General features: G+C 63.5%; 11 protein-coding genes. 10 read left to right on the forward strand and 1 reads right to left on the reverse strand.

Features of this window, described 5'->3' with window-relative positions; all coding sequences use genetic code 11:
- Nucleotides 1-134 precede the first annotated feature (134 nt).
- From hpaR to HCN50_RS04750, 7 genes are all read left to right on the forward strand, one after another.
- Nucleotides 135-671: a homoprotocatechuate degradation operon regulator HpaR gene (hpaR, locus tag HCN50_RS04720; RefSeq protein WP_171708482.1), complete on the forward strand. Its 537-nt coding sequence runs from the start codon at nt 135-137 to the stop codon at nt 669-671.
- 212 nt (nt 672-883) lie between these two features.
- A complete protein-coding gene (locus HCN50_RS04725) occupies nt 884-1,969 on the forward strand; it encodes a malate/lactate/ureidoglycolate dehydrogenase (protein ID WP_171708483.1) in 1,086 nt (361 codons plus the stop codon).
- Nucleotides 1,970-2,019: 50 nt separating this feature from the next.
- The gene (locus tag HCN50_RS04730) at nt 2,020-2,799 is read left to right on the forward strand and encodes an HpcH/HpaI aldolase family protein (protein WP_171708484.1); all 780 of its coding nucleotides are present in this window, start codon (nt 2,020-2,022) and stop codon (nt 2,797-2,799) included.
- A 111-nt stretch (nt 2,800-2,910) separates the two neighbouring features.
- Nucleotides 2,911-4,437 (forward strand): D-arabinonate dehydratase, encoded by a 1,527-nt coding sequence (locus HCN50_RS04735; protein ID WP_171708485.1) that lies wholly within the window; start codon nt 2,911-2,913, stop codon nt 4,435-4,437.
- A 211-nt stretch (nt 4,438-4,648) separates the two neighbouring features.
- Nucleotides 4,649-7,927, forward strand: coding sequence for a transglutaminase family protein (locus HCN50_RS04740; RefSeq protein ID WP_171708486.1), 3,279 nt, complete (start codon nt 4,649-4,651; stop codon nt 7,925-7,927).
- A gap of 28 nt (nt 7,928-7,955) precedes the next feature.
- Nucleotides 7,956-10,466, forward strand: coding sequence for a circularly permuted type 2 ATP-grasp protein (locus tag HCN50_RS04745; protein ID WP_171708487.1), 2,511 nt, complete (start codon nt 7,956-7,958; stop codon nt 10,464-10,466).
- Nucleotides 10,463-11,341 carry a transglutaminase family protein gene (locus HCN50_RS04750; protein WP_171708488.1) on the forward strand — a complete coding sequence of 293 codons (879 nt, stop codon included), beginning with the start codon at nt 10,463-10,465 and terminating at the stop codon, nt 11,339-11,341. Before HCN50_RS04745 ends, HCN50_RS04750 begins: the two co-directional genes overlap by 4 nt.
- Before the next feature lie 297 nt (nt 11,342-11,638).
- Here HCN50_RS04750 and HCN50_RS04755 read toward each other — a convergent pair whose 3' ends face one another.
- Complete coding sequence (locus tag HCN50_RS04755; RefSeq protein ID WP_171708489.1) at nt 11,639-13,345, reverse strand: methyl-accepting chemotaxis protein; 1,707 nt, start codon at nt 13,343-13,345, stop codon at nt 11,639-11,641.
- A gap of 352 nt (nt 13,346-13,697) precedes the next feature.
- On the opposite strand from HCN50_RS04755, the gene HCN50_RS04760 reads away from it, so the two are divergent.
- The 3 genes from HCN50_RS04760 to HCN50_RS04770 all read left to right on the forward strand — a co-directional run bounded on the left by HCN50_RS04760 (nt 13,698) and on the right by HCN50_RS04770 (nt 17,818).
- On the forward strand, nt 13,698-14,534 hold the full coding sequence (locus HCN50_RS04760; protein WP_171708490.1) for a hypothetical protein: 837 nt from the start codon (nt 13,698-13,700) through the stop codon (nt 14,532-14,534).
- Between the two features lie 144 nt (nt 14,535-14,678).
- A complete protein-coding gene (locus HCN50_RS04765) occupies nt 14,679-16,061 on the forward strand; it encodes an ethanolamine ammonia-lyase subunit EutB (RefSeq protein ID WP_171708491.1) in 1,383 nt (460 codons plus the stop codon).
- A 167-nt stretch (nt 16,062-16,228) separates the two neighbouring features.
- The gene (locus tag HCN50_RS04770) at nt 16,229-17,818 is read left to right on the forward strand and encodes a B12-binding domain-containing radical SAM protein (protein WP_171708492.1); all 1,590 of its coding nucleotides are present in this window, start codon (nt 16,229-16,231) and stop codon (nt 17,816-17,818) included.

The raw sequence follows: 17,818 nt of genomic DNA on the forward strand, positions 1-17,818 counted from the left end.
ATCAGCAAAAGGCAGGTGCTGAAATTTGATTAACATGTTAAGTTATCCGGCGCAAACTGATTTGGTGCTTGTTGCGCCGCAAAACTTTATCCTTCCCTTGGATCGAGGATTCCCCGAAGGCAGGACCACTGAAAATGGCAGGCAGGAAATCGCCGAACGGATCGCGCTCGGAGCAGGAGGGAACACCCGAGCCCCGCCGCGTGCCGATGCGCGAATTCTCCCGCTCGCTGCCGATGTCGCTCTTGCGCGCCCGTGAAGCGGTGATGCGGCAGTTCCGTCCCTCCTTGCGCAGCCATGGCCTAACCGAGCAGCAATGGCGGATCCTGCGCGCATTGACCGCGGTCGACACCATCGAGGTAACCGAGCTGGCGCGGGTGGCCTTTCTGCTGGGACCGAGCCTGTCGCGCATTCTCCGCGATCTCGAAGCGCGCGACCTGATCGAGCGGCGGATCGCCAAGGCCGATCTGCGGCGCGGTGAGGTGTCGATTTCGTCCAAGGGATTGAAGCTGATCGAGGCCGTGGCGCCGACCTCGGAGGCGATCTACGCCGAGATCACCCATCGCTATGGCGCGCGCAAGCTCGCCGAACTGCAGGACATGCTGGGCGAACTGGAGCGCAGCCTCGCCGCGATGGAGGTAGCAGGCGAGGGCGAGGTCGAAGCCGACGAGTAAGCGCAAATTTGCATGATGCTAATGGCCCGATGCATAGCGGCCGTGCAAATGATTGCAATCATTTGTCAAATGCGACTGAAGCGGTAGACACGCGCGCGATTTTTAGCTCAAAGTGCCAGCCAAGCCGGTCATGAAAACCGGCGTGGGAGTTTTGGGGTTCGCCGCTGATCAACCGGACCTCCCGACGCGAGGACAAGGGCTAAAATCCAGATATGGTCATCATACAAGTCAACAATCTCATCGATTTCGTTGCCGAGGTTTTCTCGCATGCGGAATCCTCGCCCGAAGAAGCCAGAAGGATCGCGACCTATCTGACGACCGCCAATCTCACTGGCCATGACAGCCACGGCGTGATCCGCGTGCCGGTCTATATCCGCTGGAAGAAGACCGGCAATGTCGTTCCCAACCAGACCCCCGAGATCATTGTCGATACGCCGTCGCTCGCGGTAGTCGATGGCAAGTTCGGCTACGGCCAGACCGTGACGCCGTTCGCGGTGCGGACCGGCATTGAGAAGTGCAAGAAGGCCGGGCTGTCGGCGATCGCGCTGCGCAATGCCGGGCATATCGGCCGCGTCGGCGACTGGGCCGAGATGGCCGCCGCCGAAGGGCTGGTGTCGGTTCACTTCGTCAACGCCGCGGGCTCGCTGTTGGTGGCGCCGTTCGGCGGCGTGCAGAAGCGGCTCTCGACTGCGCCCTATTGCGTCGGCATTCCGCGCCAGGAGCAGGATCCGATCGTGCTCGATTTTGCCACTTCCATTGTCGCCGAGGGCAAGGTGCTGGTGGCCAGCCGCGGCGGCAAGAAGCTGCCGCCCGGTGCGCTGGTTGACGCCGATGGCACGCTGAGCGAGGAGCCGTCCGTGCTCTACGGTCCCTACACACCGGACGGGCCGCGCGACCACACCAAGGGAACGGGCGCGATCCGCGCCTTTGGTGAGCACAAGGGCTCGGGGCTCGCTTTCATCTGCGAACTGCTCGGCGGCGCGCTGACCGGCACCGGCGCAACTTCAGGCGGCCGTCAATTCGCCAACGGCATGCTCTCCTTTTATGTCGATCCCAAGGTGATCGACACAAGCAATTTCTTCGATGACGAAGTCTCACGCTATACCGACTTTATCCGCCAGACCAAGCCGATTGCCGGCGTCGAGTCCGTGCTGGTGCCAGGCGATCCCGAGCGCAAGACGCGCGCCGAGCGGACGAAGAACGGCGTGCCACTGCCTGACGATACCTGGGCCGCGATCGTGAACACCGCCCGCGAGGTCGGCGTCAGCGAGGCCGCGATCCAGCGCGCGACCAGCTAATCCACTCCACGAATCCAGCAATTGCAACGATCACAAAGGAAAAGCGATCAATGACAACCAACAACGTCAAAAAAGCATGGGCCTCCGGCAAGGCCGTGGTGAACGCGTGGCTCGCGATCCCGTCCGGCTTTTCGGCCGAAGTGATCGCGCAATGCGGCTTCGACAGCGTCACCGTCGACATGCAGCACGGTGTGCAGGACTACCTCTCGATGGTCCAGTGCTTCCAGGCGATGAATGCCCATCCGGTGACGCCGATGGTCCGCGTGCCCTGGAACGAGCCCGGCATCATCGGCAAGGTGCTCGACGGCGGCGCCTATGGCGTGATCTGCCCGATGGTCAACACGCCGCAGGAAGCCAAGAACCTCGTCTCCTATGCCAAATATCCGCCGAAGGGCGTCCGATCCAACGGCCCGATCCGCGCCGGCATGTACGGCACCGCCGGCTCGTACCAGAAGACCGCGAATGACGAGATCGTGCTGCTGCCGATGATGGAGACCAGGACGGCGGTGGAGAACATGGAAGGGATCCTCGATGTCGAGGGTATCGACGGCGTCTATATCGGCCCCTCCGATCTTGGCTTCTCCTATGGCCTGGTGCCGAAGCTCGACCGCGACGAGCCGGAGATTTTGCAGATCTACGAGAAGATCGTGAAGGAGTGCGGCAAGCGCGGCCTCAATCCGGGCATCCACTGCTCCGGCGCCGAAGGCGCGGTGCGCGCGATCAACATGGGCTTCAAACTGGTGACGCTGTCGAACGAGGTCGGCCTGATGTCCACCTACGCCAGGATGCAGGTCAACCAGACCCGCAAGGATTCAGCCGGCAAGGCGTAAGCAACGCGAATAGCGAGTAGCGAATGGCGAATAGAGGATGGAGAGCGGCGTAACGGTATCTACTATTCGCTACTCGCCATTCGCTATTCGCTGATTTCAGGAGACTTCCCCATGACCACCCCGGCCCCCGTTATCCGCCTACATCCCGACGACGGCGTGCTGATCGCGCGCGCGAGCCTGCCGCCGGGGATGGTGGTGGCGGACGGCGTCACCACGACCGAGCGGATCCCGGCCGGCCACAAGGTCGCGATCAGGCCGATCGCCGTGGGCGAGCCGGTGCGCCGCTACGGCCAGATCATCGGCTTTGCCATCGCGCCGATTGCGCCGGGCCAGCATGTGCATACGCAGAATTGCGGCATGGGCGATTTCGCCAAGGACTATGCGTACGGGGTCGACGTCAAGCCAGTCCCGAACTTCGATCTGCCGGCAACCTTCGACGGCATCCGCCGCGCCGACGGCCGCGTGGCGACGCGCAACTATATCGGCATCCTCACCTCGGTGAATTGCAGCGCCCATGTCGCCGGCATCGTGGCCGACATGTTCAAGAAGAATCCGTTCACCGGCGATAATCCGCTGGCCGACTACCCGAATGTCGACGGCGTGGTGGCGCTGACCCACAAGACCGGCTGCGGCATGACGCAGAACGAGCCGTTGGCGTTGTTGCGGCGGACGCTCGGCGGTTATGCGCGGCACGCGAATTTCTCCCATGTGATCGTGCTGGGGCTTGGCTGCGAGGTCAACCAGATCGGCGGGCTGATGGAGGAGCAGAAGCTTGCCGGGCGGCTCCGTGCAATGGACATCCAGGAAGTCGGCGGCACCCGCAAGACGGTGGAGGTCGGAATTGCCTTCGTGAAGGAGGCGCTGACGGATGCGAATAAAGTGAAGCGCGAGCCCGTGCCCGCGAGCGAATTGACGGTGGCCCTGCAATGCGGCGGCTCCGACGGCTACTCGGGCGTGTCGGCCAACCCGGCCTTGGGAGCGGCGAGCGATCTGCTCGTGCGTCACGGCGGCACGGTGATTCTTTCCGAAACGCCGGAGACCTATGGCGCCGAGCATCTCCTGACCCGACGCGCGGTCAGCCGCGAGGTCGGCGAGAAGCTCGTCGGGCTGATGCGCTGGTGGGAGGAATACACCAGGCGCGAAGGCGCCGAGATGAACGCCAATCCGAGCCCCGGTAACAAGGCCGGCGGCCTCACGACGATCCTGGAGAAGTCGCTCGGCGCGATGGCTAAGGCCGGCAGCACCAACCTGGTCGACGTGCTCAATTACGCCGAGCCCATCACCAAGAAGGGTTTTGTCTTTATGGACACGCCCGGCTACGACCCGGTTGCGGCGACAGGCCAAGTCGCGGGCGGCGCCAACCTCGTCTGCTTCACCACGGGCCGCGGCAGCGTGTTCGGCTGCAAGCCTGCGCCGTCGATCAAGCTCGCCACCAACACGCCGATGTACAAGCGCATGGAAGATGACATGGACGTCAATTGCGGCACCATCCTCGACGGCGAGGAGACCGTGCAGCAATGCGGCCAGCGCATCTTCGAGCTGATGCTGAAAACGGCGTCGGGCCAGCCGACGAAAAGCGAGAGTTTCGACTTCGGCAGCGCTGAGTTCGCCCCGTGGGTGCTTGGGGCTACGATGTGAGTGGAGGCACGCTGCCTTGACGTCATTGCGAGCGCAACGAAGCAATCCATAGCGCCGCAAGCGGGACGATGGATTGCTTCGTCGCTATCGCTCCTCGCAATGACGGGGAGGCGGCGTCGCCCTTACTTCAGGCACCCCGTGCCCGTTGTTAGTGCTTGATCCCACCCGGAACCGGTGTTCTGCTTAAAAAAGCCGCTGGAGTCTCCGGTCCGTGTCGATCTTCGTCGCACTGCATCACGTCACGCACTACAAATACGACCGACCGATCGATCTCGGCCCGCAAACCGTGCGGCTGCGTCCGGCGCCGCATACGCGCACGCCCATCCTGAGCTATTCGCTTAAAGTCACGCCATCAAACCATTTCGTAAACTGGCAGCAGGATCCGCAGGGCAATTGGCTCGCGCGCTTCGTGTTTCCGGAGAAGGCGAGCGAACTCAGAATCGAAGTCGACTTCACCGCGCAAATGACGGTGGTCAATCCCTTCGATTTCTTTGTCGAGCCTTACGCCAATTCCTTTCCGTTTCAGTATCCCGCCGATCTCCAGACCGAGCTGGCGCCCTATCTCGTCACTGCTGAGCAGGGGCCGCTGTTCGCAGCGTACTTGAAGGAGCTGCCGCGGGAGGCCGACAGTTCAGTCAATTTCCTGGTCGAACTCAACGCGCAGCTTGCGAAGAAGGTCAAATATCTTATCCGGATGGAGCCGGGCATTCAGACGCCGGAGGAGACGCTGGCGCGCGGCTCCGGATCGTGCCGCGATTCCGCATGGCTGTTGATCCAGGCCCTGCGGCATCTCGGCCTCGCCGCGCGCTTTGCCTCCGGCTATCTCATCCAATTGCGCCCAGACATCGATCCGGTCGACGGCCCGCGCGAGGTCGAGAATGATTTCACCGATCTGCACGCCTGGGCCGAGGTCTATCTGCCCGGGGCAGGATGGATCGGGTTCGACGTCACCTCCGGCATGCTGACGGGCGAGGGGCACATTCCCGTCGCCGCCACGCCGCATTATCGCTCGGCGGCGCCGGTCTCCGGCAGCGCCGGCTTCGCCAATGTTGATTTCGGCGTCGAGATGAGCGTGAAGCGCATCCGCGAAGCGCCGCGGATCACGCGACCGTTCTCCGACGAAGCCTGGGCGCGTCTCGATGCGCTCGGCGATCAGGTCGACGCCGATCTGAGGCGTGATGACGTGCGCCTCACCATGGGCGGCGAGCCGACCTTCGTGTCCGTCGACGACCTGGAATCGCCGGAATGGAACATCGCCGCCATCGGCCCGACCAAGCAGGCGCTGGCGGATGAGCTGATCCGCAAACTGCGTGCGCGTTTTGCGCCGGGCGGGCTATTACATTATGGGCAGGGCAAATGGTATCCGGGCGAAAGCCTGCCGCGCTGGGCCTTCGGTCTCTATTGGCGCAAGGACGGCGTGCCGGTCTGGAAGAATGCCGACCTGATCGCCAAGATCGACAACCCGCGCAAAGCCGATGTCGCGGACGCCCGGCGCATGATGGAAGGTGTCGCGAAGCGGCTCGGCCTCGATAGTGATTATCTGATGCCGGCTTATGAAGACCCCGTGCACTGGCTGCAAAAGGAGGCCGCACTTCCTGTCAACGTCGACCCCAGCGATTCCAAGCTCGCCGATCCCGAAGAACGATCACGCATGGCGCGGGTATTCGATCAGGGGCTCGACAAGCCGAGAGGGTTTGTGCTGCCGATCCAGCACGTGGACGCGGATAGCTCCGGCTGGATGAGCGAGCACTGGCGGCTTCGGCGCAGCCATTTGTTCCTGATCCCGGGCGACTCCCCGCTCGGGCTACGACTGCCGATGGCGTCGTTGCCGCACGTTCCGCCGGAAGAATATCCTTACGTTGTCGAACAGGACCCGATGGAAGCGCGGCTGGAGCTTGCGGCCGAGGACGAGCAGCATGGAGCAGGGGGCGCGTCGAAGTTGGCGCACGAGCCGAAGGCAAAGCGCAAAGCCAAGCCGGTGCGCACGGCGGTGGCCGTCGAGATCCGCGATGGCGTGCTGTGCGTGTTCATGCCGCCGGTCGAGAAGGTCGAACACTATCTCGAACTCGTCGCAGCAGTGGAGGCGACCGCCGAGGAGATGCAGACCGCGGTTCATGTCGAGGGCTATGGACCGCCTTATGATCCTCGCATCGAAATCATCAAGGTCACGCCCGATCCCGGCGTGATCGAGATCAACGTCCAGCCGGCGCAGAGCTGGCGCGAGGCGGTCGATATCACCTTTGGCCTTTATGAAGACGCCGCGAAAGTCCGCCTCGGCGCCAACCGCTTTCTGGTCGACGGCCGTCACACCGGCACCGGCGGCGGCAACCATGTCGTGGTCGGCGGCTCGACGCCGCAGGATTCGCCGTTCCTGCGGCGTCCCGATCTGCTGAAGAGTCTCGTCCTGTACTGGCAGCGCCATCCATCGCTGTCCTATTTCTTCTCCGGCATGTTCATCGGCCCGACCAGCCAGGCGCCGCGCATCGACGAGGCGCGGCATGACGGGCTCTATGAACTCGAAATCGCGCTCGCGCATGTCCCGCCGCCGGATATCGAGGCGCCGCTATGGCTGACCGACCGGCTGTTCCGGCATATCCTGGTCGACATCACCGGCAATACCCACCGCGCCGAAATCTGCATCGACAAGCTCTATTCGCCCGATGGACCGACCGGCCGTCTCGGGCTGGTCGAATTCCGCGCGCTTGAAATGCCGCCGGACCCGCGGATGTCGCTGGCGCAGCAACTCCTGATCCGCGCGCTGATCGCAAAGCTCTGGCGCGAGCCGCAGCAGGGTAAATTCGTGCGCTGGGGCACCGCGCTGCACGACCGCTTCATGCTGCCGCATTTCCTCTGGGAGGATTTTCTAGGCGTGCTGGATGAGCTCAGGCTATCCGGTTACGAGTTCTCGCCGGAATGGTACCAGGCCCAGCTCGAATTCCGCTTTCCGGCGTTCGGTCGCGTCCACCATGGTGGCGTCGCGCTGGAACTGCGCCAGGCGCTGGAGCCCTGGCATGTGCTCGGCGAAGAAGGCTCGGCCGGCGGCACCGTGCGCTATGTCGATTCTTCCGTGGAACGATTGCAGGTCAAGGCGACCGGCTTTGTCGAGGGACGCCATGTCGTGACCTGCAACGGCCGGCGGCTGCCGATGACGCCGACCGGCCGTCCGGGCGAGGCGGTCGCGGCCGTCCGCTTCAAGGCGTGGCAGCCGGCCTCGGGGCTGCACCCGACCATTCCAGTCCATGCGCCCCTGACATTCGACCTGCTCGATACCTGGAACGGCCGCTCGCTCGGCGGCTGCGTCTACCACGTCGCCCATCCCGGCGGCCGCAACTATGACACCAAGCCGGTCAATTCCTATGAGGCGGAGGCGCGGCGGCTGGCGCGGTTTCAGGATCACGGCCACACCCCGGGCCGAATTGACCCGCCGCCCGAGGAACGCACAATTGAATTCCCTTTGACGCTCGACTTGAGGACGCCGCTCCTGATCTAATCGGAAGCGACGGTCTCGGGGAGTCGGAATGTCAGGCCAAGGGAACAATCAGGAGAGCAGGGCCCGTCCGGGCCAGCGCCGGATGGCGCAATGGACCCGCGACTATGCGCGGCTGCCCGGCATTCCCGACGAATATATCGGATCTGATGGCGCGCCGCGGGCGGTTTGGGCCCGCTTCTTCGATGCTTTTGCGGCGCTTTCGCCGGTTGATATCGAGCGCCGCTTCGCCTCCGCCGACCGCCACCTGCGCGAAGCCGGCGTCACCTATCGCGCGCCGGGCGAGACCGCCGACCGGCTGTGGCCGCTCAGCCATCTGCCGCTGATCATCGACGAAGCCGATTGGCAGCAGCTCACCGCGGGCATCGCGCAACGCGCGCAATTGCTCGAAATGGTGCTGCGCGATCTCTATGGCGATGGCCGGCTGATCACCGAGGGTGCGGTACCGGCGGCCGCGATTGCCGGAAGCAACGAATATCTGCGGGCGGTCTGCGGCGTCAAACCGCCGGGCAACCGTTACCTGCATTTCTATGCGGCCGATGTCGGCCGTGGCCCCGACGGACGCTGGTGGGTGCTTAAGGACCGCACGCAGGCGCCATCGGGTGCCGGCTACGCCCTCGAAAATCGTCTGGTGCTGTCGCGTGCCTTTTCCAATCTCTACAAGTCGATGAACGTCGAACGCGTGGCGCCGTTCTTCGAAGCGTTCCGCGACTCGCTTCGCGCCAGCGCGGACCGGGACGAGCCGCGGATTGGACTACTGACGCCGGGCGCTTTCAGCGAAACCTATTTCGAGCACGCGACGCTCGCGCGCTATCTCGGTTTTCTTCTGGTCGAAGGCGACGACCTCGCCGTCAGCGGCGACCGCATCCATATCCGCACCGTCGCCGGGTTGAAGCGGCTCGACGTGCTGCTGCGCCGGGTCGATTCCAACTTCCTCGATCCGCTCGAGCTCGATGCTTCCTCGCATCTCGGCGTGCCCGGCCTGATCGACGTGCTGCGCAAGGGCGGCGTGGTGGTCGCCAACATGCCGGGCTCGGGCGTATTGGAGACGAGGGCGCTGCTCGGCTTCCTGCCGAGCCTGTGCCGGCGGTTGCTCGGCGAGAATTTGATCATGCCGCACATCGCGACCTGGTGGTGCGGGCAGAAATCGGCCCGCGAGGAAGTGTTGTCACGGCTGGAGGATTTCGTAATCGAGGGCGCCTACGGCCGCGGCGTTCCGGGCTTTTCCGACCATGGACCGGTAGTCGCCGGCGAGCTGCCGCCCGCAGAGCGCGACCGGCTGCGGCAGGCGATCACCGATCGCGGCATCGACTATGTCGGTCAGGAACTGGTGCGGCTGTCGACGACGCCGGTGTGGGAAGACGGGCGGCTCGCGCCGCGGCCGTTCGTGCTCAGGGTGTTTGCCGCGGCCACCCCGCAAGGCTGGACCATCCTGCCGGGCGGCTTCTGCCGGATCGCCTACCAACCCGATGCCCGCGCGGTGTCGATGGGTGACGGCGCGCGGTCGGCGGATGTCTGGGTGGTCTCCGACGAAGCGGTAGCGTCGGCGACGCTGTTGCCGGGCGCGGATACCGTACGGATCAGGCGGATCGCCGGCGTGGTGCCGAGCCGCGCCGCGGACAATCTGTTCTGGCTTGGCCGCTATCTCGAGCGCGCCGAGGCGACGCTGCGGCTGATCCGCGCGCTCGGCACCTCGACGCGCGATCCGGCTAGCGGCGCTGCCACGGCGCCCCATTCGGTCGAGCCCATCCAGCGCATTCTCGTGAGCTGGGGCGCCACCTCGCAAACGACGCGGACCAATCCGGCAAGGGTGATCGCCGAAGCGCTGCAGAGCGAGGAAAGGTTCGGGTCCGCGCTTTCGCTGGTGCGATCAGTGCAGCGGACCGCGAGCTCGTTGCGCGAGCGGCTTTCGCCGGATGCGTGGCAGATCATCACCGAGATGGTGGAGCGCCTCGCGCTGCAGGTCGACGATGACGACAGCATCGTCAGCGCCGCCGAACTGACGCTGCAGGAATTGGCGAGCCTCGCCGGCCTCGCGCAGGAGAATATGAACCGCGCCGCCGGCTGGCGCTTCCTCGACATGGGCCGCCGCGTTGAGCGCGCCATCAACACCACGCGATTCGCGCGGCAGTTCGCCTATGACGAAGCCGGCGAGGAAGACCTCGACATGCTGCTGACGCTGGTGGATTGCCAGATCACTTATCGTTCGCGCTATCTGGTCGGACCCGCACTGGCGCCGGTGCGCGATCTTGCAGTGCTCGACCCCTACAATCCGCGCTCGGTTGCGTTTCAGGTGGCAGCGCTCAACGACCATATCGCCGCGCTGCCGAGCCTGAAGGAGCACGGCCTGATTGAGCGGCCGCAGCGGCTGGCTGTTGCATTGCAGGCGACGCTGACAACGGCGGAGGCCGCAGCGCTTGATGTCGCAACCCTGTTCTCACTCGAGCAGTCCCTGCTCGCGCTAGCCGACGCCATCGGCCTGCATTATTTCCCGCACGGACCGCATGCGAGCCGGCCGGAGAAGCTGACGGGCCTTGCGTGATCTACGACATCCGTCACGTCACAACCTACGCTTATGAAAGCCCGGTAAGTTTTGCGCGGTGCTCGCTGCGGCTCGAGCCGCGCAGCGGCGACGGACAGCAATTGATATCCCATACGGTCGAGATCCGGCCCCGGCCGGCCGAGCGCGCGGTGCGACGGGATTTCTTCGGCACGCATACCGAGAGCGTGCTGATCGAGACCGCGCACCGGAACCTGCGGATCGATTCAAGGTCGCGGGTTTCGATCTCGCGCAACGCGCTCGACCGCTCCCTGCCGAGCCCGCCATGGGAAGACATCCGCGACGCCTCGTTCGAAGCCAACAGCCTCGGCCCTGCTTCGCCGGTCGGCTACGTCTTCGCAAGTTCGCTCGCGCCGGTGCAGGCGCCCGTCACCGCTTATGCTGCCGCAAGCTTTCCGCCGCGCGGCGGCATTGTCGCAGGCGCCGCCGATTTGATGCGCCGGATTCGCAATGACTTCAGATATGATTCGAAGGCAACGGTGATTTCGACGCCGCTGCGCGAAGTATTCGAGAAGCGTCACGGCGTCTGCCAGGACTTTGCCCATGTGATGATTGCGGGCCTGCGCGGGCTCGGACTGCCGGCGGCCTATGTCAGCGGCTACCTGCGCACCATCCCGCCGGCGGGCCAGCCGCGCCTGCAGGGCGCCGACGCCACCCACGCCTGGGTATCGGTGTGGTGCGGCGCCGAGATTGGCTGGATTGGTTTCGATCCGACCAACGATGTCACTATTGCGAATGATCACATTATTCTGGCGGTAGGACGCGACTTTTCCGACGTCTCACCGGTCGACGGCATCATCGTCGGATCGCGCAAGCAGAAGCTTAATGTCGCCGTGGATGTGGTGTTGGTGGAGTGACGAAGGCTGGTGGTGGAGTGAGGAAGAAACGTGATTCCATCATCCCGTGAGTTTGTTAGGCTCCCTCCACTCGTCATTGCGAGCGCAGCGAAGCAATCCATCCATCCAACGCGGAGACGTGGATTGCTTCGCTGGGCTCGCAATGACGAGGAAAGCGCTAGCTTCACTCTTTCGTCACCTTGAGGTGCGAGCGCAACGAGCGTCGAAGGATGCACGACCCGGCTGGCGGCCGTCGGCTTTCGGGACGGCCGTGTTGCGGCCTCCTCAGGGTGACCGCGATGCTTGGCGTTCGCTCAATCACGTCCCGGTCTTGCGCACCTGTTCGGACGAATCCGCGCGCAGATTGCGGAAGAATTTCTCGACCTCGCGTGATAGCGTCTCGGCGGTCGCCGTCAGCTCGCTGGAGGCGGTGAGGACAGAGGCTGCCGCCGTGCTGGTCGTGCCGATCGCCTCGCTCAGCGAACTGATGTTGACCACCAGCGTTCCGTTGCCCTGTGCCGCCAGTTGTGCGTTCGACGAGATCTCGCGGGTCGCCGAATCCTGCTGTTCGATCGCGCTGGCGATGATGGAGGTTACCTCGTTGATCTCGCGCACCGCGTTGCCGATCTCGCGAACGGCCTCGACGGAGGTTTTGGTCGAGGTCTGGATCAGGCCGACATTCTGGCCGATCTCGGCGGTCGCCTTCGCGGTCTGCTCGGCCAGCGCCTTGACCTCGTGGGCGACCACGGCGAAGCCGCGGCCGGCATCGCCTGCGCGCGCCGCTTCGATGGTCGCGTTGAGCGCCAGAAGATTGGTCTGCTCGGCGATCGCCTGGATCAGGCTGAGCACGCCGTCGATGCGCTGGGTGGCGGCCGCAAGCCCCTCAATTTCCGCGACCGACTTCTCGGTGCGATGGCCCGCCTGCTCGACGGCGCCGGCCGATTGACGCACTTGACGGCCGATTTCCTCGACGGAGGCGGAGAGCTCTTCGGCGGCGCTGGCGACGGCGGAGACGTTGCTGGAAGCCTGCTCGGTCGCGCCCGAGGCCGCCACGGCGCGCCCGCTGGCGTCAGATGAAACGCTGGCGATGGTCTTGGCGGTGTCGCGCATCACCGTGGCATTGTCGGTGACGGCGCGGACCACGCCGCCGATCGCTTCGCGGAAGGCATCGACCGAGGCCTCGATGTGGCGGGTGCGCTCGTCGCGCGCCTTGGAGTCCTCCAGCACCTGCGAATTGAGGTTGCGGTTGCGATCCATCGCCTCCTGGAAAATCTTGATGGCGCGGGCCAGCGCCCCGATCTCGTCGGCACGTCCGGTATGCGGAACCTCGATGCCCTCAGCGCCATCGGCGACCTGCTTGATGGTCGAGGTGATGGCCGACAGCGGCCGCGCGATCGAGCGTGCGATGATCAGGACGCCGATCACGACCACCGCCAGCGCCATGACCCCGAGGCACGTCAGCACAAAGGCCATGGTGTGGTTGGTGTCGGTCTGTTGCGCCAGCTTCTTGCTGCGCTCGGCATAAACCTTCGAAAGTGCCTCGAGATCCTTGTTCAGCGCGGTGCGCACTTGGCGGTTGGCGTCGTTGTCGCCCCATTCACGCCCCGCAGCCCCATTGATTTCGACGCCGCGGCGAACCAGCTCCTTGCGAAAATCGACGAACTGTTCGATGCGCTTCTTGAATGTGGCGAACTGCTGGGCGTCGTCGGCCTGGACCAGCGCTTCCCAGTTCTTCACGACATCGAGGATGCGCTCGTTGAACTTGAGCAGTCCGTCGCCGTATTTCTTCACCACCGCCGGCTCGCTCGACATGTAGATGCCGCGCGATTCCATCACGACCGCATAGACCAGCGAATTGATGCGCTCGACATTGAGCGCGGCGCGGCTGGCGACCGAGACCGCTTCGGTGAGTTCGGCATTCTGCCGGGTGTTGTAATCCGACAAGGCCGTGATGGCGGCGACCAGCAGCGCGAACAGCGCGAAGATCGAATACAGCTTGGCTGCGAGCGAAAACTGGGATGCCATGGCGCCACCAGAGAGCGAATAGGGTTTTTACGGGTCAGCCGCATCGGCGCGCCGGTGTGTAACCGGTGAATGCCGCCAGCATAGGCAAAGTGTGCTGAATTTTGATGGAGAATGTCTTAATGCGCGAAATTTACGGTGCTGCAACTAAGTCTAAATGATCTGTAGTTTCATATAATTACAACATTGGAATGGGTTGCGTTGCCGGCAAGTTTCGGCAGACCGGCGCGACTGCAACGAGCTTCGGTATGCCACTGCAATTGAAGGTGGCCGATTTTTGGCGGCGACGCCCGGTCCCGGCGGCGGTCTAAAGCGGAACCAGCGTCTCCTGTGGGGGCCATCCGTCCGATCTTGAATGCAGCGTTCGCTTGATCCGTCGCAGCCTGCTCGCAACCCGACGTGCTTCGTCCCGCCGGCCGCAACCATTCAGAACCAACGCAATTCGCATCGGACCGCTGTAGCGAATCAAGTTAGATGGTGGCCAACGGCGACCGGCAAGACGCAATCGCAAAGCCATCGTCATCATGCGCGCAGGACAGGTGGTTGCTGCAAGGCGCTGCATCGCCTCGCTTATGCGCGAGAATTGGGGCCCATGACTCAAAGCGCTGCCTTGCCTGGCAATCTTGATCTCTATCTTCACGTGCGTGTCCTGATCGCCCTGATCCTTGGGCTCAGTGTTACGCGTTTGGTCAGCGGCATCGCGGCTTTGGTCCAGCACCCCAGTCGCTACCCGATCTGGCCCGTGCATCTCGGCTGGGTCACCTGGGCGCTGTTGAATGTGGTTACGTTCTGGTGGTGGGAGTTTCGGCTCAGCTCCATCCAGCACTGGACGTATGGACTTTACTTCTTCGTTTGCGTGTACGCCTCGATGTACTATTTTCTCAGCGTTCTGCTGTTCCCTCAGGATCTGGACGACTATAAGGGATACGAGGACTATTTTCTCTCCCGTCGCCGCTGGTTCTTCGGCTTTGCGGCGTTCACGGAAGCGCTGGATGTGGTCGATACCTGGATCAAGGGTGAAGCGCATCTGCGATCGCTGGGACTGGACTATCTCGTCGCGACCGGTGCGTTCATCCTGATGTCGGCTGTCGCCGCGAGAACGCGCAATCCAAAGTTCCACATGCTGTTTGCGCTCGGCGCGGTCGCCTACGAAATAAGCTTTGCGATCCGCCATTTCGGTACGCTGGATTAGTCGGAGGCGGGACGCAGATAGCCGTCCTGTCCGCCGTACGGATGATGCCAATATTGTCATGGATCGCGGCCTGTAGCTTTGGCTGTCCGCACGGCATAGACTAGCGAGACAACCGGGCGCGGATACAGGCGCGGGAAAGTCAGCATGGTCTACCGCCACGCCATCGGTGCAACGTCCTACCTGTTTGGTGACTTGCGCGAACTGCTCGCCAAGGCGACGCCGCCGCGGTCGGGCGACCGCCTCGCAGGCGTCGCGGCCGAGACCGCTGAACAGATGATCGCGGCACGGATGGCGCTCGCCAACGTGCCGCTCAAGCAATTTCTCAATGAGGCCGTGATCCCCTACGAGGACGACGAGGTCACCCGGCTGATCATCGATAGCCATGCGGCGCAGGCGTTTGCGCCCATCTCCTCGCTGACCGTCGGCGGCTTCCGCGACTGGCTGCTGTCCGATGCGGCAACAAGCGAGTCGTTGGCAAAGGTTTCGCGCGGGATCACGCCGGAAATGGCCGCCGGCGTCTCGAAACTGATGCGCAACCAGGATCTGATCCTGGTTGCCAGCAAATGCGCGGTGACCACGGCCTTTCGCAACACGATCGGCCTCAAGGGGCGGATGAGCGTGCGGCTGCAGCCCAACCATCCCTTCGATGATACCCAGGGCATTACCGCATCGATCCTCGACGGCATCCTGCTGGGCTCGGGCGATGCCTGCATCGGCATCAATCCGGCCAGCGACGATCCGGCCGTGATCGGAGAATTGCTGCGGCTGCTCGACAGCATCATCACGCGGCTGCAGGTCCCGACGCAAGGCTGCGTGCTCACCCATGTGACCACGACGCTTGGATTGATCGGGCAGGGCGCGCCGGTCGACCTGGTATTCCAGTCGATTGCGGGAACCGAGGCCGCGAACCGCAGCTTTGGCGTCGATCTCGCGCTGTTGCGCGCGGCGCGCGAGGCTGGACTGTCGCTGCGCCGCGGCACGGTCGGCGACAATGTGATGTATTTCGAGACCGGGCAGGGCTCGGCGCTGTCGGCCAACGCCCATCACAATCTCGACCAGCAGACATGCGAGGCACGGGCCTACGCGGTGGCGCGCGCTTTTGATCCGCTGCTCGTCAACAGCGTGGTCGGTTTCATTGGCCCGGAATATCTCTATGACGGCAAGGAAATCATCCGCGCCGGGCTGGAGGATCATTTCTGTGGTAAGCTGCTCGGCCTGCCGCTCGGCGTCGACGTCTGCTACACCAACCATGCCGAGGCCGACCAGGACGATATGGACAATCTCCTGACGCTGTTGGCCGCCGCCGGCGTCACCTTCATCATGGGCGTGCCGGGCGCCGACGACGTCATGCTGAACTATCAGTCGACCTCATTTCACGACGCGCTCTATATCCGGGACCTCTTCGGATTGAAGCGGGCGCCGGAGTTCGACGACTGGCTGGTTCGCTCCGGCCTCGCGGATGGCGATTTCCGGCTTGCGAGCAACGCGGGTCTGCTCCCCGAATTTGCCTCCCGGCTGATCGCCTGATTCCGGCCGACCCCAGAACCGGCGGCTTCCCGCATTTTCCTGAAACCAATTGAACCCACAACGAGTTAGAAGTCACTGTCACAAGGAGTCATTGTCATAATATGGAAGAACTTCTGGCCCAGCTTTCAATGTCGTGCTTAAATTCGTGTCAGCCTTGAGGAAATTTGATGAGAGCTGAAGGCATTGCAACGGTACGGCGTATCCTGTGCGTCTTCCCGCGCTATACGTCTTCCTTCGGTACATTCGAGCACGCCTATTCCCTGACCGACGGCGTGCAGGCGTTCATGCCGCCGCAGGGCCTATTGCTGATCGCGGCCTATCTTCCTGCGAACTGGCCGGTCCGCTTCATCGACGAAAACATCCGCCCCGCCAGCAAGGAAGACTTCGAATGGGCGGAAGCGGTGTTCGTCAGCGGCATGCACATCCAGCGCCAGCAGATGAACGACATCTGCCGCCGCGCGCATGCCTTCGATCTCGCGGTGGCGATCGGCGGGCCGTCGGTGAGCGCCTGTCCGGACTATTATCCCTCGTTCGATTATCTGCATGTCGGCGAACTCGGCGACGCCACCAATGAGCTGATCGCGCGGCTGGCGCGCGATCCGTCGCGGCCCGCGCAGCAGGTAGTGCTGACCACCAAGGATCGGCTGGCGATGACCGAGTTTCCGATTCCGGCTTATGAGCTGGCGGAAGTGAAGAAATATCTGCTCGGCAGCATCCAGTTTTCGAGCGGCTGTCCCTACCAGTGCGAGTTCTGCGATATCCCCGGACTCTATGGACGCAACCCGCGCCTCAAGACGCCGCAGCAGATCGTCGCCGAACTGGACAGGCTGCGCGAATGCGGCATGACCGACACGATCTATTTCGTCGATGACAATTTTATCGGCAACCGAAAGGCCGCGTCGGAACTGCTGCCGCATCTGGTCGAATGGCAAAAGAGGACGGGCTATGTCGTGCGGCTCGCCTGCGAGGCGACGTTGAATATCGCCAAGCGGCCCGAGATCCTCGAGAAGATGCGTGAGGCGCAGTTTGTCACCGTGTTCTGCGGCATCGAGACGCCGGATCCCGATGCGCTGCACGCAATGCACAAGGACCACAACATGATGGTCCCGATTCTCGAAGGCATCCACACCATCAATTCCTACGGAATGGAGGTCGTCTCCGGCATCATTATGGGGCTCGACACCGACAAGCCGGGCACCGCGGATGCGCTGCTCAAGTTCGTCGATGACTCGCGGATTCCGCTGCTGACGATCAATCTGCTGCAGGCGCTGCCGAAGACGCCGCTGTGGGACCGGCTGGAGCGCGAAGGCCGCCTGATCAACGACGACGACAGCCGCGACTCCAACGTCGAATTCCTGATGCCCTACGACCAGGTCATCAGTTCCTGGAAACGGTGCATGGAGATCGCCTACGAGCCCGAGAAGCTCTATGCGCGTTACCAGTATCAATGCGACTACACCTACGCCAACCGCATCAAGGTACCGGTCGCGCCCGAAATGAAGACCTGGCCCAACATCAGGCGCGCGCTGATCATGCTGCGCAACATCTTCTGGCAGGTCGGCGTGCTCAGCGACTACAGGCGCGTGTTCTGGAAGTTCGCGATCGGGCGGCTCAGGCGCGGCGATCTCGAGGGGCTGATCGGTTCAGCCACGATCGCGCATCACCTGATCAAGTTCGCGCGTGCGGCGTCCGGTGGCCAGCAGAACGCCTCGAACTACTCGATCCGCCTGCGCGAGGCCTCGGTCCCTGCCGAGTAG

The organism is Bradyrhizobium archetypum (assembly GCF_013114835.1).
Classification (GTDB): Bacteria; Pseudomonadota; Alphaproteobacteria; order Rhizobiales; family Xanthobacteraceae; genus Bradyrhizobium; species Bradyrhizobium archetypum.